The organism is Hydrotalea sandarakina (assembly GCF_003254115.1).
In the GTDB taxonomy this organism is placed as follows: domain Bacteria; phylum Bacteroidota; class Bacteroidia; order Chitinophagales; family Chitinophagaceae; genus Hydrotalea; species Hydrotalea sandarakina.
In genome coordinates this window covers 212,096-234,404 of record NZ_QKZV01000002.1, presented here as the reverse complement: position 1 = coordinate 234,404, position 22,309 = coordinate 212,096, and the positions used below count along the sequence as shown (strand labels likewise).

Genomic DNA, 22,309 nt, shown 5'->3' with positions numbered 1-22,309 from the left:
TAAAGCCATGTTTATCATTAATATAACCTACAAAGCACCTGTACAAGCAATTGACAATCACATGGAAGCACATGTGGCATTTTTGGAAAAGTATTATCAATTAGGAAAATTCATTGCTTCAGGAAGAAAAGAGCCAAGAACCGGCGGAATTATTTTGGCAATGGCTGAAAGTAAAAAAGAAATAGAAACCATTATGGCAGAAGACCCTTTCTTTACCAACAACTTGTCAGAATTCAGCATTATTGAATTTAAACCTACCAAAGCCGTGAAAGCTTTTACTGCAATGTTAGATAACTACCACTCATAAATTTTATCATATGCATATTAAGAATAGTGAGCAATTATTTCAACGCGCACAAAAAAGTATTCCGGGTGGTGTTAACTCACCTGTTCGTGCATTTAAAAGTGTGGGCGGCAATCCCATTTTCATTCAAAAAGCCAAAGGGGCATATTTGTATGATGAAGATGGAAATGCCTACATAGATTACATTGCGTCATGGGGGCCCATGATTCTTGGTCATGCCTATGAACCGGTAATAAAAGCTATTCAGGAGAAAGCTGCTTTTTCAACTTCATTCGGTGCACCTACACAACTTGAAATTGAAATGGCAGAATTAATTATCAGCATGGTACCTAATGTTGATTTAATAAGAATGGTGAGCAGTGGAACCGAGGCTTGTATGAGCGCATTACGATTAGCAAGAGGCTATACCGGCAAAAACAAATTCATAAAATTTGAAGGTTGTTATCATGGACATGCCGATGCATTTTTGGTAAAAGCAGGCAGTGGCGTAGCAACATTCAACATTCAAACCGTGCCGGGAATACCAGCTGCTGTGAGTGATGATACATTGACTTGTGCTTACAACGACTTAAATGCTGTTGAAAAATTAGTAGCCGCTCATCCCAATGAAATTGCAGCTATCATAGTTGAACCGGTTGCCGGGAATATGGGCTGCATTTTGCCGGAACAAGGATTTTTAGAAGGGCTACGTAAAATTTGTACACAGCATAACATTGTTTTAATTTTTGACGAGGTAATGACCGGTTTTAGATTAGCCGCCGGTGGAGCACAGCAACGTTTATCAATTGACGCAGATTTAATTACCTATGGTAAAGTTATTGGTGCAGGTATGCCTGTTGGTGCGTTTGGCGGCAAAAAAGAAATCATGCAACATATTGCGCCATTAGGTAATGTTTATCAGGCCGGCACTTTGAGCGGTAACCCCATTGCCATGATTGCAGGATTTACCTTATTAACTGAATTAAAAAATAACCCTGCCATATATAAAGAGCTGGATGATAAGACTACTTATTTACACAAAGGATTGGATGAAGTATTTGCAGCATCAAAAACCCCATATACCATTAACCGATTGGGTTCTATGATTAGTGTACATTTTAGCAATAAACCTGTAACTAATTTTGAAACTGCTGCCGCTGCCAATAACGATTTATTTAAAAAATATTTTCATGCCATGTTGAAGCGCGGTATTTATTTACCCCCATCACCATTTGAAAGTTGGTTTTTGAATAATGCACTTACCTATGCCGATTTAGACAAAACAATAGCAGCAAGTAAAGAAAGTTTGCAAGAGATTTTATAAAGCATTTACATACTACAACGAAAAGGCAACTACGTTAGTGACAGTTGCCTTTTTATTAAGTGTTAAAATATTTTAGGAATTATTTCAACAAATCGCAAGGTTTTAAACCGGTATGTTTTTTAAATGCAGCAGAAAAATGCGATATGGAAGAATATCCCAACAATGCTGAAACATCGGTAACGCTCAGCCCTTTTTCATACAACAAATACTTGGCATGTTCCATGCGTTGTTGTTGGTAAAAATCGAAAATGGTAGTACCAAACACCTCTTTAAAACCTTTTTTCAAGTAGCATTCATTCATGGCTACTTTTCGGCTTAATTCTTTAATAGTAATAGGTTCGCCAATGTGTTGCAGCAATAAATCGCGGGCTTTATAAATTTGTTCCTTGCCCCTATCATCTGCTAAAAATTTACAAACAAATCCTTCCTCTTTTTCTTCTACCAAACAATCTAAACTAAATAACAATAACTCATGAATCTTTGCATTCACAAAAATATTCTCCAAAACACCATTGTAAGAATGGTTTAATAAGCTGTTTAAAATACTACGCTTCTTCGGGCAAATTGGGAATACTTTAGTAAATGGTTGTGGGTGTTTAAATGCCAATACCTCATCTTTTTTATTACTTAATTTTACATTATGTGTAAATTGATGCAAGAAAGTAGATGAAAAATGGAAATTAAACACATCGAGTGTATGAATATTCCCATCACAATTTTCAGTAGGTAATTGTTGGCAATTGGCACAACTTTTTTCAGAACAGTAACGGTTACCAACGGTACAAAAACGCAATTCTAAATACTGTTTTTCCGGGCTGGAAGCATCATAATGATAAACCAACATCCCGGTGTCTTCCGTGGCTAAACTTTGCTGCGCATTATATCTTCGAATAATATATTGAATAGAATCAGGAATGTGCTGCGATTTCTGATACAGCAAATTCATACCGGGTTCAATACCATTTTTGTGTGCTTCTTTTAAAATTTCTAATGCCTGTATCATATTAAGGCAAAATTAAGTTGAAGCCTAAAAAATTAAGTCACAATACTGTAAAACACCATATTTCAAAATTGGCTGAAAAGCTGTTAAAATGGCACTTTTAAAGGGTTAAAAAGTGCATGAAAATAGTGGATAAATACCTGTAAAATATGCAATTTTAGGCATCAAATTCATTATCTTCGCCGACTATCGTATAGTTGAAAAATTATAAAAACTATTCTTAATTTATGAGTGAAACACAGCAAAGTTTAGCAGAAGCCCAAAATAAAAATTACGGAGCAGATAGTATTCAGGTATTAGAAGGTTTAGAAGCCGTAAGGAAAAGACCCGCCATGTATATTGGCGATATTGGCATTAAAGGCTTACACCATCTTGTTTATGAAGTTGTAGATAACTCAATTGACGAAGCATTAGCCGGTTATTGCAAAAATATAGAAGTAACTATTCATGAAGATAATTCTATAAGTGTTAAAGATGATGGTCGCGGAATTCCCACTGCCATGCACAGCAAAGAAAAACGCAGTGCGTTAGAGGTAGTAATGACGGTACTGCATGCCGGTGGTAAATTTGATAAAAATACATATAAAGTATCCGGTGGTTTACATGGTGTAGGGGTAAGTTGTGTAAATGCACTCAGTTCAAAATTAATTGTTACTGTACAGCGCGAAGGAAAAATATTTGAACAAGAATATAAAATTGGGGTTCCCCAATATGCTGTAAGAGAAATTGGCGTAAGTGACAAAACAGGTACTTTAATTCATTTTTGGCCTGATAACACCATTTTTCAGGAAACAGTTTATAGACGTGAAATTTTAGAAAGCCGCTTGCGTGAATTAGCTTTTTTGAATAAAAAAATACATATTACATTAAATGATTTACGTGAGAAAAATGAAGACGGAACTACTTATAGCAAAACATTTTACAGCGAAGGTGGCATAGTTGAATTTGTTGAAATGTTAGACGAAATTGGCAAAAGAACTCCACTAATTGCCAAAACCCTTTATTTTGAAGGCCACGACGAAGCTACTAACATTGCCGTTGAAGTAGCAATGACCTATAACAATGATTTCAAAGAACATATTTTTTCGTATGTAAACAATATTAATACAATTGAAGGTGGTACACATGTTACCGGATTTAGACAAGCACTAACCCGAGTATTTAAGAGTTATGGAGATAAAGAGGGGTTGTTTGAAAAAGCAAAAGTTGAAGTTGAAGGCGATGATTTTAGAGAAGGATTAAGTGCCATTGTTTCCGTTAAAATTCCTGACCCACAATTTGAAGGCCAAACAAAAACAAAATTAGGAAACACAGAGGCCTCAGGTATTGTACAAACCACTGTTTCTAAAGCTTTACAAGCCTACCTGGAAGAAAATCCAAAAGAAGCCAAAAACGTTATTTCAAAAATAATTTTAGCCGCACAAGCAAGGGTGGCAGCTAAAAAAGCACGAGATTTAGTTCAACGCAAAACTGTTTTAAGTGGCGGTGGGCTTCCGGGTAAATTAGCAGATTGTTCAGAAAGAGATCCGGAAAAGTGTGAACTTTTTTTGGTTGAGGGCGATTCAGCCGGAGGAACTGCCAAACAAGGCCGCGATAGAAGTTACCAGGCTATTTTACCATTAAGGGGTAAAATTTTGAATGTGGAAAAAGCCATGGAACACAAAATTTATGAAAATGAAGAGATAAGAAATATGTACACGGCTTTGGGTGTTACCGTTGGCACTCCCGATGATCCAAAACAATTAAACTTATCGAAACTGCGGTATCATAAATTAATCATCATGACGGATGCTGACGTAGATGGTTCACACATTGCTACCCTTATTCTAACTTTTGTGTACCGTTACATGAAAGAATTAGTAGAACATGGTTATGTTTATATTGCACAACCCCCTTTATACCTTGTTAAAAAAGGGAAAGAACAAGCTTATGCTTATACAGAAGAACAACGCAAAGCATTAATTGAAAAATTGGGAGCCGGAAAAGAGGACAGTGTTACTATTCAACGTTACAAAGGTTTAGGTGAAATGAATGCAGAACAACTTTGGGAAACCACTATGGACCCCAGTCGTCGTACATTAAAAAAAGTAACAATTGAAAGTGCAGCGGAGGCTGATAGAATATTTAGCATGTTAATGGGCGATGAAGTAGCACCGAGAAGAGAATTTATTGAAACGCATGCACGTTATGCCCGCATTGATGCTTAACAATAAATACCAAATTTTAAACTATATTGCAAACCGGTAGCTTTTCATTGAATGAATTGTTACTTGCAATAATGAAAAAATATTCATTCATTCATTCTCTTAACAGAGAATACAAAAACACAAAACAATGGACACATCAAAAATGATTAAAGCATATTGCTTAAAAACAAAAGAAAAAAATGTTCCAATGCACGATGCCGTTATTACCAAAACAGCCAAAGGTGGTTATATGGCCAGTGGGCACGATGGTAAAGGCAACAAAATGGCTGCAATTTTAAGTGAAGCAAAGGCATTACAAGCCATAGCCGATGGCGTAGCCAAAAAAGGTTTTTAAACAGTATTTCAAATTTTACAATAGAGCAGCCTTTTTAAAAAAAGGCTGCTTTTTTTAACCTTTCAAAACTAAAACGGAAAACGTTTGCCCATTTTACGGGTAATTTTATACATTACATCAGTTCCTGAAATATGCCAATTGGTAGGCTTTTGATAACTTGCAGACCATAAGGTTTCACCACCTTTCACCAATACACAATTAGCATACACATCAGCAGTTTTATTGCTTACACTTGCTCTAACCACAGGGTCCATATTAGTACCCCAAAAAATTAGATTCCGAACGGTACCTATACCCATAGAAGCTAAATCACTCATAATTCTATTACTGGTTACATTCATTTTAATTACAGCATCAACACCCAGTATTTTGCACAACATATCCGGATCTGCATTAAATGCAGCTGCAGCAGAAATTCCGGCACTATTTAATAATCCATTCGTTTTATCCGGACTTTGTATTTGCGCTACAGTAATTTTCTTTTTGGGTCGGCTATATCGTTGCAAATTAGCCAACAAAATTTGTTGATATGTGTAACCCGTTTTTACGGCTGCAGAATCTAATTGTGCTTGTGTTACATTACGCGGCATATTTCCGGTATATTGAACAAGCACAGGTAATATAGCCATTGTTTTAACTTTTGTATTGATAGCATTGGCACTTAAAACGGGCTTATTGGTGCTACAACTTATGCAAAACAACATGAGTAAAGCACTAAGCAGTGTAAATTTTATTTTCATGCAGAATTAATTTATTGTAAAAATGTAGAGGCCTATTGAAATAAAAAGCAACTAAAAGGATGGATGGAAGCCTTTATATATAAATGGAGTTAATAAATTGATAATACAACAAACAATTAATATGCAATTACACAACAGCAGTAACGGTAGCAGCTTGCATTTTTTGCAGAAAATGAAGCATTGCCTGCATAGAAGGTATATCATCAACAACCAATAAAAAGTTTTTACCTGCTTGTTTTAGTTTGGCTTTATTAGTGGCAGTTTGTATATAGTTTAAAATATTTTTAAATAAATCAGATTCAAAATATGGCGAATCAGGCTTATTAATAAAATAACAACGAAGTATATTTTCTTTTAAAGTCATTTTTTCGAAACCCAAGGCAACACCTGCCCAACGAGCCCTAACCGTATCAAACAAATCAACAACCGGTGATGGTAAAGGGCCAAAACGATCTTCCATTTCTTGTTTAAAGGTGATTAATTCTGTTTCGTTTTCACAATTATCCAGACGAGTATATAATGAAAGACGTTCGGTAATATTAGCAACATAATCATCAGGAATTAGAATTTCTAAATCTGTATCAATGGTACAGTCGCTTACAAAATCATCTTGTTGTGAAATCTCTTCCTGAAATAATTCTTTGAAACTACTGCGTTTTAATTCACGCATGGCTTCATCTAAAATTTTCTGATACATTTCAAAACCAATTTCGGCCATAAAGCCGCTTTGCTCTCCACCCAACATATTACCTGCTCCACGAATATCTAAATCGCGCATAGCAATTTGGAAGCCGCTACCTAAATCGCTGAATTGTTCTAAGGTTTGTAAGCGTTTTCGCGAATCGGTAGGTAAAGTAGCCATGGGCGGTGCTAATAAATAGCAAAATGCTTTTTTATTACTTCTGCCAACACGTCCACGCAATTGGTGCAAATCACTCAATCCAAAATGATGCGCATTATTAACGATAATGGTATTGACGTTAGGAATATCTACCCCGCTTTCTACTATGTTGGTACAAACTAAAACATCATATTTTTTATCTATAAAATCCAATATTCGTTTTTCCAATTCGTGTCCTTCTAATTGGCCATGTGCATATCCAATACTTAAATCGGGACAAGATGCCTGTATTAGTGCCGCCATTTCAGCTAAGCCTTGCACACGATTATGTATAAAAAATACCTGACCGCCACGCTCGGTTTCAAAATAAATAGCATCGCGAATAAAATCTTCATTAAATACGTGCACTTCTGTTTGAATAGGTTGACGATTAGGCGGTGGTGTATTGATGATACTTAAATCTCTGGCCCCCATTAATGAAAACTGAAGTGTACGTGGTATTGGCGTTGCCGTTAGTGTTAAGCAGTCAACATTTGATTTTAGTGTTTTTAATTTTTCTTTATGTCCTACGCCAAATTTTTGTTCTTCGTCAATAATCATTAATCCCAAATCCTTAAACTTAACATCCTTACCTAAAATAGCATGTGTACCAATTATTATATCAACTTTCCCTTCAGCAACGCGTTGTAAAGTTTCTTTTTTCTCTTTAGCTGATTTGAATCGATTTACAAAATCGATAGTAACCGGAAAATCTTTTAAACGTTCTTTAAATGTTTTATAATGTTGAAATGCTAAAATTGTAGTGGGCACCAACACGGCAGCTTGTTTTCCATCAACACAACATTTAAATGCAGCACGTATAGCCACCTCCGTTTTACCAAAGCCTACATCGCCACAAATAAGCCTATCCATTGGGCTGGGACTTTCCATGTCTTTTTTAACTTCCATGGTAGCTTTGCTTTGATCAGGAGTATCTTCATAAATAAAGGAAGCTTCTAACTCTGTGTTCATGTAGTTATCCGGCGAGAATTGAAATCCTTGTCTGGCCTTTCGTTCAGCATACAAACTAATTAAATCAAACGCCAGTTCTTTTACCTTTGTTTTTGTTTTTTCTTTTAGTTTATTCCAAACATCACTACCCAGTTTATTGATTTTAGGAACGGAACCTTCTTTACCTGTGAATTTAGATATTTTGTGTAACGAGTTAATGTTTACGTACAAAATATCATTGTCTTTGTAAATAATTCTAACCGCCTCTTGCCATTTACCATTTACTTCAATTTTTTGTAAACCGCTGAAAGTGCCAACACCATGATCGATATGTGTAACAAAATCGCCCGGTTGCAATTCACGTAAAGTTTTAATAGTTAGCGCTTTACTTTTACTGTACGCTTGTTTTATTTTGTATTTATGATAACGCTGAAAAATTTGGTGATCAGTGTAACAAACCACTTTTTGTTCGTGATCTATAAATCCTTTATGAATACTGATTGGAACCGGAACAAATTTAATTTCGGCAGATAAATCTGTAAAAATACTATGTAACCTTTCAAGTTGTTTGCTTTGATCAGAGAAAATGTAAATGGCATATCCGTTAGCTTCGTAGCTACTTAAATTTTGCATTAACAGTGGAAACTGTCTGTTAAAAGAAGGTTGTTCTTCTGTTTGAAAAGCAATAGTAGTTTTTCCAAAATAAGGTGCATAGCCAAATTCAATAATGTTGTGTTGTTGAATTTGTCGTGTTATGGTAGCAGAAGGTGTAAAGTCATTTAATCCAACCGATTTTAAAATTTTGGTTTCGTCTTCATCAGATTCTAACAGCAAGGCATCATCGTAATTTTTTTCTAAAAACTGTCCCAGCTCTTCTTCTTGCACTTCCAGTTTATTCAAAATAACATCCCAATCGCTTAACCATATTAATGTATTACTACTTAAAAAGTCAAACAATGAAATTTTTTCACCTTCACTAAAGTTGGTTTCAACATTTGGAATAATGCTTACTTGCAATATTTTCCGTTCACTCAATTGGGTTTCCGGATCAAAAATTCGAATACTGTCCACTTCATTCCCAAATAATTCTATGCGATAAGGTTTTTCATTACCGAAAGAGTAAATATCTAAAATACCGCCACGAAGCGCAAACTGGCCGGGTTCATAAACAAAATCGTTTCGCTCAAAACCATAGCTCACCAAGGTTTCCATTAATGTATCGGTGGCAATGGTATCATTGGTTTTAATTAAAATGGTGTTTTGATTAAGTGTTTTAGATTGAACTACCTTTTCGGCTAAAGCTTCAGGATAGGTTACAATTATTTTTTTATTTCCTCCGGCAGACAGGCGTGTAAGCATTTCAGTTCGAAGCATTACATGCGAAGTATTTAACAGCTTAAAATTTTTACGCAATTTGAATGATGAGGGAAAATAAAATACATCTAATGCATTGGTCAAACTTTCAATAGCATTATAAAAGTAGGCTGCATCTTCTGCATCGTTTAATATTATTAGATGGTTGTATTGATCAAATTGCGGATGCTGATACAAAGCAGCAATGAAACATTCGGGGCTGCTTCCTTTTAAGCCTGATAAATAAATTTTATGTTTGGGATAATCGGAACTGGCAATAGAGAGCTTTTCCACCAGCAATTTAGCCTGGGGGGTATTGATAAAACTATTCAGTAGCACACCTATGTTCATACAACAGGGTGCAAATTTACAATTAAATGAAGGGAATTAAAAAAAACAAGTATGAATCAATTAATACACTGCATTATTACTGATTTGAATGGTAATTTGAGCAACTGAGTCCTTTTGTACATTTACAGGCTGAATATTATTTTTGTCATCATAGGCATTTGCATAAAACATTCCGTTTACTTTAGTGAATAATGAATAATTCCCCACAGGTAGTGCTTTATAAAAGAAACCCTCTTTATTGCTAATTACAGAATCAACAAATGAAGTAAAAATTTGTCGGTAAACAGGTGCTTCATTTACCCTAACCACCTGCGACAGGTTAGTTAATTTATAAATGTATATTGTAGTTGAAATGGGCTTAGGCTGAGGTTTTGGAGCATTGGGGGCAGGCATTTGATTGCCGGCAACTAAAAAAACTTTTCCGGCAACACCTTGTTTAATATTTTTTGTAGATATTGCTTTTTTTTGGAACAAACAGCTTGAGGAAATTAAAAGTAGAGAAAATAACACAAAAAGATTTTTAATCATAAAGCATTTTGAATGTTTAAAGTATCTAATTTAGTAAAATTAAGCTGTTCACATACAATACTGTACTATGTTTAAAAAATTACACCTTGCTTATTTTTTATTTTTATTGTTGTGTAGTGGAAGTGTATTGGCGCAAAATGTTCGCTCCAATCAGGAATATCAAAAACTTTCAGAAGCTATACGCACAATGGAAAATTCTAATTTTCAAAAGGCCTTGCAAATGGCTAGGCAGGAAGGTTGGTTCATCAGAAGAGTTACCCCTACGGGCCGGGTAATTTCATTGGCGGGAGTTGATGAAAAGGGCAATCCACTATATTTAAGCACATTTAATAATACTACCGCTGCGTCAACCACCAACACAAATCAGCTTTGGCCGGGCGGAAGTTCTAATTTGAATCTTTCAGGTTCTTCAAATAGCATAGTTGGTAAACTAGCTATGTGGGATGGTGGAACTCCTTTACCCAATCATGTGGAATTAATTGGTAGAATTGTTAATCCTGATTCAGCAGCTGTAAGCGACCATGCTACACATGTGGCAGGTACATTAATTGCCACCGGTATTAACCCCATTGCAAAAGGTATGGCTTTCAATGCACAAAAACTAATTGCTTACGATTATAACAATGACCAATCAGAAATGATGGCAGCTTCGCCCAACTTATTATTGTCTAACCACTCTTATGGATATTTAGCAGGATGGAACTATGACGGTACCAACTGGAGTTGGTATGGCGATACAACTATCAGTACCAGTAAATCATATGGTTTTGGTTATTATGACCAAAGTGCACAAATGTTCGACTCAATTGCTTACAATGCACCTTACTACCTTATTAGCATGTCGGCAGGTAATTCCAGAAATTCAAATGGCCCGGCAGTAGGTAGCAAATATTTATACAATGGCAATAGTAACAAATCAATTTACCGAACTACGTCCATACCCAATAACCCGGATTATGGCTCAATTGCTTATACGCAAGATGCAAAAAACATTTTAGCAGTGGGTGCCGTTAATGGTATTCCATTGGGCTATAATTATCCAAGCGATGTAGTAATGAGCAGCTTTAGTTCATGGGGACCTACAAGTGACGGACGTATTAAGCCGGATGTGGTAGCAGATGGTGTAAATGTTACTTCAACTTGGAGTACTTCTACTACCGCTTATCAAACGGAAAGTGGTACATCTATGGCAGCACCCAATGCTACTGGATCGTTGTATCTGCTTCAGGAGTATTACAATAAATTACACCCGGGCAGCTTTATGCGCTCAGCTACTTTGAAAGGCTTGGCAATTCACACTGCTAATCAAGCAGGAACTGCTGCCGGTCCCAGTTATCAATTTGGATGGGGATTGTTGAATGTTTTAAAAGCTTCATCCGTAATTACATCCTCATACAATCAACAATCAGATACAATTATAGAAAGAACTTTATCGAACACAGTACCTTACACAATGAATGTTGTTGCATCCGGAAAAGGGCCGTTAGTAGCAACATTAACCTGGTTAGATCCACCTATTACGCCTTTATCAGCTTCCAATTCTGTTAATAATACAACTCCTCGCTTAGTAAACGATTTAGACATGCGTATTACTAATGGCAGTAACACATACAAACCATGGATCTTAAATCCTGCCAATCCTAGTGCCGCTGCAACAAAGGGAGATAATTATTTAGATAATGTTGAAAAAATATCAGTTGATAGTGCTGTTCCGGGTCAAACTTATACTTTAACAATTACAAATAAAGGTAACTTGCAAAGAGGAACACAAGCATTTTCATTAATTGTTAGTGGCATTGGCGGTAATGCCTATTGTGCATCAGGTGCAACCAACAATACCGGAACCCGTATTGATAGTGTTTCATTTGCCGGCATTAACAACAAAAACACTGCTACTAATACTACTTATAGCAACTTTACCAATTTAACCGGTAAAATTCAACCCAACCAAACATTGCCATTTACCATTGTATTGAACAGCTCTGATGCTACCAATAACCCTAAAGTGGTGAAAATTTATATTGATTACAATAACAATGGCAGTTTTGCAGATTCCGGCGAGTTGGTCGGTACTATTATTGCACCTAATAATGGCACCTATAATACCAACATTACTACACCGGGTAACCTTCCTTTAAATAATCTAACACTAATGCGTATAGTAGCTGTAGAAACTACTGACCCCTCTACAGTTAATTCCTGTGGCAACTATGGTTATGGTGAAACACAAGATTATAGAATTCAATTTATTGCACCCTCTAACAACTTAACATTAGCCGGCATTATTTCGCCAACTGCAGGAAACTGTGCCGCCAATAACCAATACTTAACAGTTCAAATTTTAAACAAGGGTACTGTAAGTGCAAGCAATTTTACATTAAATGCTACTGTTAGTAATGGCAGCACAGTAGTTGCTAACTTAAGTGGATTATATACTTTAACTTTAGCTGCAGGCGCTTCAGATACTTATGTATTTCAAACACCATTTACCACTGTTGCAGGCAATACCTATACTATTAGTGCTAAAGTAAATTATGTTGCTGATCAAGATACCACTGACAATACTAAAACATCCATACTCGCTATTTCAAATGCACCGGCTGCCCCACAAGGTACTGCTACCATATGTGGCTCAAGTACTGCATATTTAAAAGCAAACAATGTAAATAGTAATAGTACATATTTGTGGTTTAGTTCAGATACTGCTACTTCACCCATTGCTGTGGGGGCTAACACTTCTACCACAACTATACCCAGTAACAATACCTATTATTTACAAACAGGCAGTAAAGCAACCATTGGCCCCGCCAATAAAGCGGTTTATGGAACAGGTGCCTACAATGCGTTTGCAGGAAACTATGTTACTTTCCACGCTTATGCACCCATTACCATTGAAACTGCAAAAATGTACATTGGCAACCCCGGTACCATACAAATTACATTGGCTTCCAATCTTACGGTTAGCAGTGATGGTTCTAGCTATTCTTATATTCCTGTGCAAAGTGTAAGCTTTAATGTTGCCGCCACTAATCCAAATCCCCCAAGTACTTTGCCGGGAAGTGATAACCCTGCCGATACAGGTGCAATATTTAATTTAAATTTACAAGTACCTGCAGCAGGCGATTATGCCTTGATTATGCAATGCAGCAACGGTGCTAGCATATTTAGAAATAGTGGCATAACAGGTACCACGTATCCATTGGGGATAAACGGATTATTTATGATTACCGGCAATAGTGTTCCATCATCATCTAATCCGCAATCATATTACTATTTCTTTTACAACATAAGGGTAAGCACACCTGATTGTATGAGTGCTCGTACTGCCATTACAGCCACAAGTTTACCTACCCCAACAATTACACAAGTAGGCGATAGCTTAGTAAGCAGTAGTAATACCGGCAATCAATGGTACTTCAATAATAATCCAATTGGTGGTGCAACCAATCGCTCTATTAAGCCAACACAATCCGGCGGATATGCTGTAATAGTAACCGATTCATCCGGTTGTCAACGAGGTTCGGCTACCTTTAATTATGTATTTACAGCTGTACAAAACGTAAATCCATCTGCCATTGGCTTACAGGTAACTCCTAATCCGGCCAATAGTAACTTTACTATTAGATTTACTATGAACAATGCAGGACCATTAAATATTGCTTTATTTAATGATGTTGGCCAGTTAATGATGCAGGAACAATACAGCAACTTTAACGGCACTTTCAATAAACAATACAACTCCGCAGGTTATGCACCCGGAACCTATATTTTACAGGTAAAACAAAAAGACAAGGTATATAATCAAAAAATTCTGATAATTCACTAAACCAATTTTTCACCATTATCATTACAATACCCCGAAAATTCGGGGTATTTTTTTTCAAAAACAGCATTCATTTAAACACTAAATTTTAAATTTAGAAAAAAATAAGCAAATGAAAGATTGGCAAAAGGGCATTATAGTAGCAATTGAAAAGGAAACATCACAAACTAAAAAGTTTTTTATTCAAGTTCCGGAAATAGAAAAATTTGATTTCATTCCCGGTCAGTTTGTAACTTTAGATTTACCCATTCATGAACAAAAAAATAAAAGATGGCGCAGTTATTCAATTGCATCAGCACCGAATGGCACAAATATTTTTGAATTGATTATTGTTTATTTAGAAGGTGGTGCCGGCACCAATTATTTATTTAATGAAGCCGGCATTGGTACTGAATTTTTATTAAGAGGTCCTTTAGGTAAATTTATATTACCCGAAAAAATTGAAAAAAATATTTTCTTAATTTGTACGGGCACCGGTATTGCCCCCTTTCGTTCAATGGTGCGGTATATACATGAACACAAAATTCCACACCACCAAATACATTTAATATTTGGGTGCAGAAAATTTACGGACGGTTTATACCTTAATGAATTGAGAGAATTGACTAAAGTTGAACCCAATTTTCATTTCCACGTTTGTTTTTCCAGAGAGCACGAAGTTCATGAACCGGGGCATTATACCGGATATGTTCATCAAGTTTATGAACAACTTTTACAAACCAATAAAACCGCAGCTTCATTTTATTTATGTGGTTGGAAGAACATGATTGATGAAGCGAAAGAAAGAATATTAGCTTTAGGATATGATAGAAAGGATATTCATTTAGAGTTATACGGATAATTTTATATAAATTGAAAAAACATTTCAACCAATTGCCAATTTTCGCTTCTCAAAATAATTGCTCATTTACTGTTTGCTAAGCTTTTGATTACACCTAAGGTGAATAAAAAAAAGGTTGCCTGCAGAATGAAGCAACCTTTTATATAATAATAGTGATTTAAAAAACTATTAATGATGGTGGTGATGCAGTTTTTCAGCAAACTCTTCCGCGCTAATGGCTTCCTCAGTTTTATTTACTTTTTCAGCTACTGCAGTAAACATTTTTTCGGTAGCAATACGGTGATAACTATCTTCCACAAATTTCTTATCCTGCATCATACGAGTAGCATAATCTTCAATCCATTGTTCATTATCGGCCAAATTCAATTGACCACCAAGGTATTGTAGCAATTGTTGTTTAGCCAAATTGCGAATATCATCCGGAAGTACTTCTACTTTAAAATCAGCTGTTAATTGATTATTAATAAGTGTCCACTTTAATTGTTCCTTAAACGTAGGGAACTCGGCTTCAACTTCTTCAGTTGTTTTAGCTTTTTCACCGCTTACCTGCAACCAACGCTTTAAAAATGCTTCAGGGAATGAGAAATGGGTATGTTCTAATAATTGGTGATAAATTTGGTCGTGCACTTGATTAAGCGCCTGGGCCTCATAGTATCCTTCAATTTCTTTTTTTACAGCCGCTTTAAATTCATCAATTGTTTTGATGTTTTTACCCGGATAAACGGTTTCGAAAAATGCTTCATTTAATTCAGGACGTTCAACCAAACCTACTTTGGTAATGTATAAGTTAAAGTAACGGTTTTCGTCTTCCTTTTTACCTTTTTCCAATCCTAAATCTGACAAAATAAATTCTAATTCTTTATCGTCAAAAGCTTTCTTCAGTTGCAAATGAATCGTATCATTGGCTTTTTTGCCCATTAAATTCTTTCTGAATTTTTCGGCAAAATATTTAACCAATAAAGAATTTTCTTTGGTAATTCCACCTTCCACTTCGTTACCTTCTTTATCAGTTTCAACAAATTTTACGTTTAAAACATTATCATCACCGGTAACGGTTTCAGGTTCAGTCATTTTACCATTGCGAACTTGCAAGCGGTCTATTTCCTGATCAACCATCTCATCCGTAACATTCACTTTATATTGCTTTACTTGCAGTTTTGTAACGTCTATAGCCACGTTTGGTTTCAACCCAATTTCAAAAGCAAAAGAATAATCAGATGGATTATTCATATCCAAAGCAGGGGTAGTTTGTTCAACAGGCAAGGGTTGAGCAAAAATATCAAGCTTTTCATTTTGCAAATAGTCAAACAGTGATTTTTCAACCTGGCGCATTATTTCTTCACTAAAAACACTTTGGCCATACATTTTTTTTATAAGGCCAACCGGAATCATCCCTTTACGGAAACCGGGAATATTGGCTGTTTTAGCGTATTTTTTTAAACTTTTTTCAAAATCGGGAAGATAGTCCTCTTTAGAAAGGGTAACTATAATTTTATCGTTTAATTCGCCCAGGTTCTCACGGGTTACATTTGCCATAATGCTTGTTATTTTCCTATTAAAAAAATCCACTTAAAAAAGCGGAATATTGGTAAATTTTGTGCGGATGGAGGGGGTCGAACCCACATGCCTTGCGGCGCTAGATCCTAAGTCTAGTGCGTCTGCCAATTTCGCCACATCCGCATTCGGGGACGCAAAAGTAAGGTTTTTAACCAAATAAATATAAGTTTCCTGCTTAAACCTGTTTTTTTATCAAAAATCCAGTACATCAATAGGGTTAAGTGGCTGAATATTTAAATAAATGTTATAACCTGCATTTTTCTTGTCATGCCATGTTATTTCTGTATCCTTTTATAGTCATATATCCGAACAACAAAAATTTGAAGATTATGAAAAAATTATTAATAGCTGCATTTGCTCTGATGATTGTTACCGGAGCTTCAGCAACAGTAAAACCTCATTTTAGTAACGGCACTTTTCAAAGAGGATTTGGTGGTGGCGGTTTAAAAGGAGGAAGAACAACAGTGGTAGTGGGAGGTTATGCTCCTTATTATGCACCTTATTATAGTCCTTATGTAGGCTTGGGCTTAGGTTTTGGTTTTGGTTACCCTTGGTATGGATATTATCCTTATCCATATTACGATTATGGTTATGGTTATAATCCAAGGCCTTCAAGATTGGACCGCGAAATAATGGCCATACAACATGATTATGACCAAAAAATCAGGTCTGCCCGCGAAGATGATAGTATGACCGGAAAAGAAAGAAGAGCTACCATTAGAGAATTGAAACAAGAAAGAGATCAAGCCATCAGTAATGCCAGAAAGAATTATTATAAACAGGGTTCTACCTACTATAACAATAATAATAGTAATAAGCCTACTTACTATAATGGATATGATGGAACTCCTTCTGACAATTAATTAAAAACCGGCAGTGGGCATACAGGAAATGATTTGAGGTATAATGTAGCCGGTTTTTTAAATACATTGTGTTCTATGATTACCTTACAAAGCATTGCTTCTTGAATGAAGCGATGCTTTTTTTTATTCATTTAGGTATACCCTTTTAACCCTTTGACTTATACCGGTTAAAATTTCATAAGGTATGGTTGAGCACCATTTTGCTACTTCTTCAACACTAATATTTTTTCCAAAAATTTCTACACTATCACCTTCTTTTACATTGGGTATGTGTGAAATATTGATCATAGTCATATCCATACATACGCTTCCAATTACAGGTGCACGATATCCGTTTATAAACACAAACCCTATACCGTTACTTAAACGTTTACTAAACCCATCAGCATACCCAATCCGAATGGTAGCAATGGTTGTGGGCGCTTGAACAATTGCTGTTCGATTATAACCTACACTATCGCCGGGCTTTAAATGTTTGATTTGAGCAATGGTTGTTTTTAATGATGCAACAGGCTGTAAATGCAAATTGGTTTCAGCTGCACTATTAACACCATACAAACCAATACCTAAACGTACCATATCGTATTGCAAGTTTTTATGCCGAACAATAGCTGCGGAATTAGCAATGTGGCGTAAAAATTGATAATTTAAAATGGATTGCAAAACTGAACTGAAATAAATAAATGCATCATTTTGTTGTTTCGTAAAATCATCATGCAAAGCATTTTCCGCAGAAGCTAAGTGAGAAAAAACTGATTTAACGCGCATAGTATGATTGGCAATCAGCAAATTCCCTAAGGCATTGGCTTCATTTGGATTGAAGCCTAAGCGATGCATACCGGTATCAACTTTAATATGCACCGGAAAATTTTCAATACCTTGTTCCAACAAAAACTTATGTAATTGATGATACAGTTGAAAAGAAAAAATTTCAGGCTCTAATCCGTATTCTACCATGGCATTAAAACCACTCTCCTCAATATTCATTACCATAATTGGCAAAGCAATACCTGCTTTTCGTAAACTTACCCCCTCATCAATGTAAGCTACAGCCAAATAATCTGTGTGGTAAAATTGTAAAACCTTTGCTACTTCAATACTCCCGCTGCCATAGCCAAATGCTTTTACCATAGCCATTGTTCTTACAGTGGGTGCTAATAGTTGTCTATATGTTCGTAAATTATTTGCCAGTGCGGTTAAATTCACCTCCAAAATTGTTTCATGTACCTGTAGTTCTAAAATAGCGGCGATTCTTTCAAATGCATACTTGCGTGCACCTTTTAGTAAAATATATTCCGACTGAAAAGAAAAACGAAACCACTCATTTAGAAAATGTGTTGTATCTATGAAAAAGTATGCTTCTTCAACTGCTGCCGCAATAGCATGTTGATAATGGCCTATATTATTGCCAATAGCAATGCAACGATTCACTTTCTTTTGCTTTAATAACTGCGCCACATTTTCATACAGCTGTTGGGTAGGTATTCCTGATTCTAAAAAATCAGAAACAATTACTGTTGTTCTGTTTCCGGCTGCTTGCTGTTGTAAATAGTCTAAAGCAATTCCAAAGGAATCAATATCATTGCTATAGCTATCGTTAATAATAACACAATCTTGTATTCCTTTTTTTAATTGCATTCGCATATCTATAGGTTGTAAAAGCTGAATGCGTTGCTGAATTACAGCTTCATTAACCTTCAAATACAGTAAACAACAAAAACAGGTTAAAACATTGTGTATAGATGCTTTATCGGTAAACGGTATTTCTAACGTTTCGGCATTTCCGTTATGCTTGTAATGTACAATTGTTTTATTGAGTTGATAATTATAGTCAATAATTTGGAGTTTAGCAGTTGCACTACTTCCCCAAGAGAAAGTGGTAACATTGGGCAAAATTGTTTCTTCAGGAAGATCATCCGTACAATATATAAAACAATCTACTTCTTGAAACAACAATAACTTTTCCTGAATTTTTTGCTGCAAATTTTGAAATCCTTCATTATGAGCATCACCAATGGAAGTAAGTATTCCTATGGTTGGTTGAATAACTTTTTGCAATGCCTGCATTTCATTGGGTAAAGAAATACCTGCTTCAAAAATACCCAACTGATGATATGCTGCAATGTGCCAAACGCTTAGTGGAACACCAATTTGTGAGTTGTAACTGCGCGGGCTGCGAACTATTTTATAATCTGCATTAAGCAATTGAAACAACCATTCTTTTACAATTGTTTTTCCGTTACTGCCGGTTATACCAATTACGGGTAAATTAAATTGTGACCGATGAAAAGCTGCTAATTGCTGCAAAGCCAACAATGGTTGATGCACTTTAAAAAAATTGGCATCAGGGTACGGAGAATCGTCAAAATCAAATTGAACCACGAAATTTTTTATGCCGGTATTATAAGCAATGGGGATATAATGATGACCATTTCGAGTGGGATGAGTACCTAAAGCAAAAAACAAACTACTATCCGCATCAATTACTTGCCGAGTATCTGTTAATAAATAATTGATATGGCATGGATAATTAATCTTTGCAGATGCATGAATAATATGGGCAATTTGTTGAACTGAATAACTCACAACAATTTATTTTTTTTCCGTTGTTGATTAACATAAAAAATAGAATACAATACCGACCCACCTATACAAACTATAATTAAGAGTAATGAAACAAACACCTGTTCATTTTTGGTTAAAATTAAATCTATCCAATGCTCACCGACCATTTTTAACCCGATTAATATTAGCACAATAGCAATACCCTGTTGAAGGTATATAAATTTGTTTACGGCACCCCGCAGTAAAAAAAACAAACTACGAAGCCCCAATATGGCAAATATGTTGGACGTATAAATAATCAGTCGATCTTGAGAAATACCCATTACAGCAGGAATTGAGTCGAGTGCAAATACCAAATCAACCGTAGCTAAAATTACCACTGTTACAAACAGAATAGTGTATTGGGGTTTATTGTTTACTCGAATAATGAATCGGCCATTCCCATCAGAAGCAGTTAATGGTAAAAATTTTTGCAGAAAAAGATACACCCTGCTTTCCTTAGGATTAAATTCTTTCTCATCATCAGCTTTAAACATTTTAAAACCGGTATATAACAGGAATATGCCAAACAAATACAATACCCAATGAAAACGTTCAACCAAGCCTACCCCTATTGAAATAAAAATTACACGTAAAATTATTGCCATTAAAATTCCTATCAGCAATACCCTCGAATAAAATATTTCTTTTATTTTAAATGCATTAAAAATGAGGATAAAAACAAAAATGTTATCTATACTCAAACTCCATTCCATTAAATAAGCACTAATATATTCTATGGCTCTTTTATGTCCTTCTTCAATCCACATAAACACAAAAAAAGCCATTGCTAATGCAACCCAAAAAATGGTAAGGTACACTGCAGATTTCATGTTTATGGCTTTCCCTTTCTTGCTCATCAATCCTAAATCAGCAGATAAAGCAATTAATAACACAACACCAAAAACAAGGTAAACTATTTGATTAGCTGACATTCAATTAAATATTTGTATATGTTTTCTTTCTATACCATTGTAAAATTATACCAAGCAGTAATATAATAACGATGGGTACAACAATATTAATAAACTGCCAAAAAGTTTTATTATCTTTTACTTTCGCTTTGTCCAGCAACCGAAGCGTAAATTCTTTATTTCTGGTTTCAATGATTCCGCGATTACCGACTAAATAGTCTAAACAATTCAATAAGAATTCTTTATTGGCAAACTGATAATTTTCAAACTGTTGTGTACCCATGGGTAATGGACCATTAGACTGTGTAACAACGTTTGTAACAATATCCGCATCGCTGGCAACAATTTGCCTGGCTACTTTTTCACCTTGCGACATAAATGGCACTCCCGTTAGTTTTTCAACTGAATCTTGCATGGCTTTATCAAACCGATTGGCATAAAGCGATTTGAATTTCCCTTCTAATAAAACCACTACAGGTACTTTACTATCTGTAAATGTTTGCAAATCACCTTCGCTTCGTATGCTTCTTAAACTAACAATAGCAGGCGTTCCCAATTTTCTACTGCTTGTATCGGTTGCCAATAACACGGTTTTTTTAATACCTTTTGCCTCAACGGTATCAATTGATGATGGGAATATGCTCAACACTTGATCTAAATTTCGAGAAATGGGATGATTTTCCGGTGCTGTTAATAGTGGGTAATATGGAAATGGTATGCGTTGTATTTGCGGTTGCCCCCCCATATTGCCAACTACCAAAGGTTGTTTAGCTGAATTTAAATCCTGCAATAAATCGGGATTAATTCTTACGCCATATTTAAACAACTGGTCATCAATATTCAATCCTTTATCAAAAGCTACAAAATCACTTTTAGCTCTAAGTAAACTATCGAACTCAGCATATAATCTATCAATAAACCAAAGTACATTTCCGCCCTGCATAATGTATTGGTCAATTTTAATTTTTTCATCTTCAGTAAACGCTGTTTGTGGCTTTACAATCATTAATGCTTTGATGGTATCGGCATTTAAAATACCATTTTTCAAATCGAATATGCCAAAACGATAATTGTTGCTTAAGGTCGTAAACAAATCATTTACTGTTGGATTTAAGGGCTCACCATTTCCAACAGCATAGGCAACAACGGGAAATTGTTTGGTAGTTAATTTTTGAATAGCATCATCAAATTTAAATTCCAACAAAGCCTCTGAATAATTCAAAGTACTTTCTTCATCCATGCCACTTTTACCACTCATTAAATCAACAGGAATTAACTTTCCATTGTACTCAACAATAGCGGCGGGAAAAATAATTCTTTCGGTTTGCGCATCATCACTTTCTTGCAATTGATTATTAAAAGGCTTGATACCCATGTGCACTAAACTATCGTACAACTGCAATTTGAGAGAATCGGATAAACCCTCACCGGGATTTATGAATGTGAAATGAAGATGCCCATTAGAATAAGATCGAAAATTTTCTAATAATTCCGAAGTACTGTTTTTTAGTTTCCTGAAGCCTGCACTTAATTTTCCACTCAATAATACTTTTATTTCTACATCACCTTCTAATTGGTTCAGCAATTGTTTTGTTGAAGTGCTTAATGAATAACGTTTCTCTTTTGTAAGGTCAATGCGTGTATGTAATTGTGCCGATAGTAAAATGAGCAATGCGAATAATATGAGAAGTACAATCCATCCATATTTCTTTTGCAGTATTTTTTGTGGGTTCATGAGATGCAAATTTTCTACCGA

At 35.5% G+C, this 22,309-nt stretch carries 15 protein-coding genes and 1 tRNA gene; 7 read left to right on the top strand and 9 right to left on the bottom strand.

What is annotated here, in order from left to right; all coding sequences use genetic code 11:
• Positions 1-7: 7 nt before the first annotated feature.
• On the top strand, positions 8-307 hold the full coding sequence (locus LX80_RS03940) for a YciI family protein (protein ID WP_111293751.1): 300 nt from the start codon (positions 8-10) through the stop codon (positions 305-307).
• A 10-nt stretch (positions 308-317) separates the two neighbouring features.
• Entirely contained in the window at positions 318-1,607 is a 1,290-nt protein-coding gene (hemL, locus tag LX80_RS03935; protein ID WP_111293750.1) for a glutamate-1-semialdehyde 2,1-aminomutase, read from the top strand.
• Positions 1,608-1,686: 79 nt separating this feature from the next.
• Here hemL and LX80_RS03930 read toward each other — a convergent pair whose 3' ends face one another.
• Positions 1,687-2,610 (bottom strand): helix-turn-helix domain-containing protein, encoded by a 924-nt coding sequence (locus tag LX80_RS03930; RefSeq protein WP_111293749.1) that lies wholly within the window; start codon positions 2,608-2,610, stop codon positions 1,687-1,689.
• 224 nt (positions 2,611-2,834) lie between these two features.
• On the opposite strand from LX80_RS03930, the gene gyrB reads away from it, so the two are divergent.
• Positions 2,835-4,814, top strand: coding sequence for a DNA topoisomerase (ATP-hydrolyzing) subunit B (gene gyrB, locus LX80_RS03925; RefSeq protein ID WP_111293748.1), 1,980 nt, complete (start codon positions 2,835-2,837; stop codon positions 4,812-4,814).
• A gap of 127 nt (positions 4,815-4,941) precedes the next feature.
• On the top strand, positions 4,942-5,148 hold the full coding sequence (locus tag LX80_RS03920; RefSeq protein ID WP_111293747.1) for a hypothetical protein: 207 nt from the start codon (positions 4,942-4,944) through the stop codon (positions 5,146-5,148).
• A gap of 68 nt (positions 5,149-5,216) precedes the next feature.
• On the opposite strand, the gene LX80_RS03915 is transcribed toward LX80_RS03920, so the two are convergent.
• From LX80_RS03915 to LX80_RS03905, 3 genes are all read right to left on the bottom strand, one after another.
• Positions 5,217-5,888, bottom strand: a complete 672-nt coding sequence (locus tag LX80_RS03915) for a hypothetical protein (protein WP_111293746.1) — start codon at positions 5,886-5,888, stop codon at positions 5,217-5,219.
• A gap of 127 nt (positions 5,889-6,015) precedes the next feature.
• Entirely contained in the window at positions 6,016-9,423 is a 3,408-nt protein-coding gene (gene mfd, locus LX80_RS03910; protein WP_111293745.1) for a transcription-repair coupling factor, read from the bottom strand.
• Positions 9,424-9,483: 60 nt separating this feature from the next.
• Positions 9,484-9,951, bottom strand: coding sequence for a hypothetical protein (locus LX80_RS03905; RefSeq protein ID WP_146250366.1), 468 nt, complete (start codon positions 9,949-9,951; stop codon positions 9,484-9,486).
• A gap of 67 nt (positions 9,952-10,018) precedes the next feature.
• Between LX80_RS03905 and LX80_RS03900 the strand changes: the two genes are divergently transcribed.
• Both LX80_RS03900 and LX80_RS03895 read left to right on the top strand, forming a co-directional pair.
• A complete protein-coding gene (locus LX80_RS03900; protein WP_111293743.1) occupies positions 10,019-13,777 on the top strand; it encodes a S8 family serine peptidase in 3,759 nt (1,252 codons plus the stop codon).
• A gap of 109 nt (positions 13,778-13,886) precedes the next feature.
• Positions 13,887-14,615 carry a ferredoxin--NADP reductase gene (locus LX80_RS03895; protein ID WP_111293742.1) on the top strand — a complete coding sequence of 243 codons (729 nt, stop codon included), beginning with the start codon at positions 13,887-13,889 and terminating at the stop codon, positions 14,613-14,615.
• A 168-nt stretch (positions 14,616-14,783) separates the two neighbouring features.
• Here LX80_RS03895 and tig read toward each other — a convergent pair whose 3' ends face one another.
• Both tig and LX80_RS03885 read right to left on the bottom strand, forming a co-directional pair.
• Entirely contained in the window at positions 14,784-16,151 is a 1,368-nt protein-coding gene (gene tig, locus LX80_RS03890; RefSeq protein WP_111293741.1) for a trigger factor, read from the bottom strand.
• A 62-nt stretch (positions 16,152-16,213) separates the two neighbouring features.
• Positions 16,214-16,295: transfer RNA gene (locus LX80_RS03885), tRNA-Leu, on the bottom strand.
• A 206-nt stretch (positions 16,296-16,501) separates the two neighbouring features.
• On the opposite strand from LX80_RS03885, the gene LX80_RS03880 reads away from it, so the two are divergent.
• Entirely contained in the window at positions 16,502-17,035 is a 534-nt protein-coding gene (locus tag LX80_RS03880) for a hypothetical protein (protein WP_111293740.1), read from the top strand.
• A gap of 123 nt (positions 17,036-17,158) precedes the next feature.
• On the opposite strand, the gene LX80_RS03875 is transcribed toward LX80_RS03880, so the two are convergent.
• From LX80_RS03875 to gldG, 3 genes are read right to left on the bottom strand one after another with little or no spacing between them, the layout of a single operon-like run.
• Complete coding sequence (locus LX80_RS03875) at positions 17,159-19,621, bottom strand: bifunctional UDP-N-acetylmuramoyl-tripeptide:D-alanyl-D-alanine ligase/alanine racemase (protein WP_111293739.1); 2,463 nt, start codon at positions 19,619-19,621, stop codon at positions 17,159-17,161.
• Positions 19,618-20,574 carry a TerC/Alx family metal homeostasis membrane protein gene (locus LX80_RS03870; protein WP_111293738.1) on the bottom strand — a complete coding sequence of 319 codons (957 nt, stop codon included), beginning with the start codon at positions 20,572-20,574 and terminating at the stop codon, positions 19,618-19,620. The genes LX80_RS03875 and LX80_RS03870 overlap by 4 nt, the downstream gene beginning before the upstream one ends.
• A 4-nt stretch (positions 20,575-20,578) precedes the next feature.
• Positions 20,579-22,288, bottom strand: a complete 1,710-nt coding sequence (gldG, locus tag LX80_RS03865; RefSeq protein ID WP_111293737.1) for a gliding motility-associated ABC transporter substrate-binding protein GldG — start codon at positions 22,286-22,288, stop codon at positions 20,579-20,581.
• Between the last annotated feature and the right edge of the window lie 21 nt (positions 22,289-22,309).

Bases quoted from the DNA above. Each gene is read 5' to 3' on its own strand.
- LX80_RS03940 (WP_111293751.1), top strand. From the start codon at position 8: ATGTTTATCATTAATATAACCTACAAAGCACCTGTACAAGCAATTGAC.
- hemL (WP_111293750.1), top strand. From the start codon at position 318: ATGCATATTAAGAATAGTGAGCAATTATTTCAACGCGCACAAAAAAGT.
- LX80_RS03930 (WP_111293749.1), bottom strand. From the start codon at position 2,610: ATGATACAGGCATTAGAAATTTTAAAAGAAGCACACAAAAATGGTATT.
- gyrB (WP_111293748.1), top strand. From the start codon at position 2,835: ATGAGTGAAACACAGCAAAGTTTAGCAGAAGCCCAAAATAAAAATTAC.
- LX80_RS03920 (WP_111293747.1), top strand. From the start codon at position 4,942: ATGGACACATCAAAAATGATTAAAGCATATTGCTTAAAAACAAAAGAA.
- LX80_RS03915 (WP_111293746.1), bottom strand. From the start codon at position 5,888: ATGAAAATAAAATTTACACTGCTTAGTGCTTTACTCATGTTGTTTTGC.
- mfd (WP_111293745.1), bottom strand. From the start codon at position 9,423: ATGAACATAGGTGTGCTACTGAATAGTTTTATCAATACCCCCCAGGCT.
- LX80_RS03905 (WP_146250366.1), bottom strand. From the start codon at position 9,951: ATGATTAAAAATCTTTTTGTGTTATTTTCTCTACTTTTAATTTCCTCA.
- LX80_RS03900 (WP_111293743.1), top strand. From the start codon at position 10,019: ATGTTTAAAAAATTACACCTTGCTTATTTTTTATTTTTATTGTTGTGT.
- LX80_RS03895 (WP_111293742.1), top strand. From the start codon at position 13,887: ATGAAAGATTGGCAAAAGGGCATTATAGTAGCAATTGAAAAGGAAACA.
- tig (WP_111293741.1), bottom strand. From the start codon at position 16,151: ATGGCAAATGTAACCCGTGAGAACCTGGGCGAATTAAACGATAAAATT.
- LX80_RS03880 (WP_111293740.1), top strand. From the start codon at position 16,502: ATGAAAAAATTATTAATAGCTGCATTTGCTCTGATGATTGTTACCGGA.
- LX80_RS03870 (WP_111293738.1), bottom strand. From the start codon at position 20,574: ATGTCAGCTAATCAAATAGTTTACCTTGTTTTTGGTGTTGTGTTATTA.
- gldG (WP_111293737.1), bottom strand. From the start codon at position 22,288: ATGAACCCACAAAAAATACTGCAAAAGAAATATGGATGGATTGTACTT.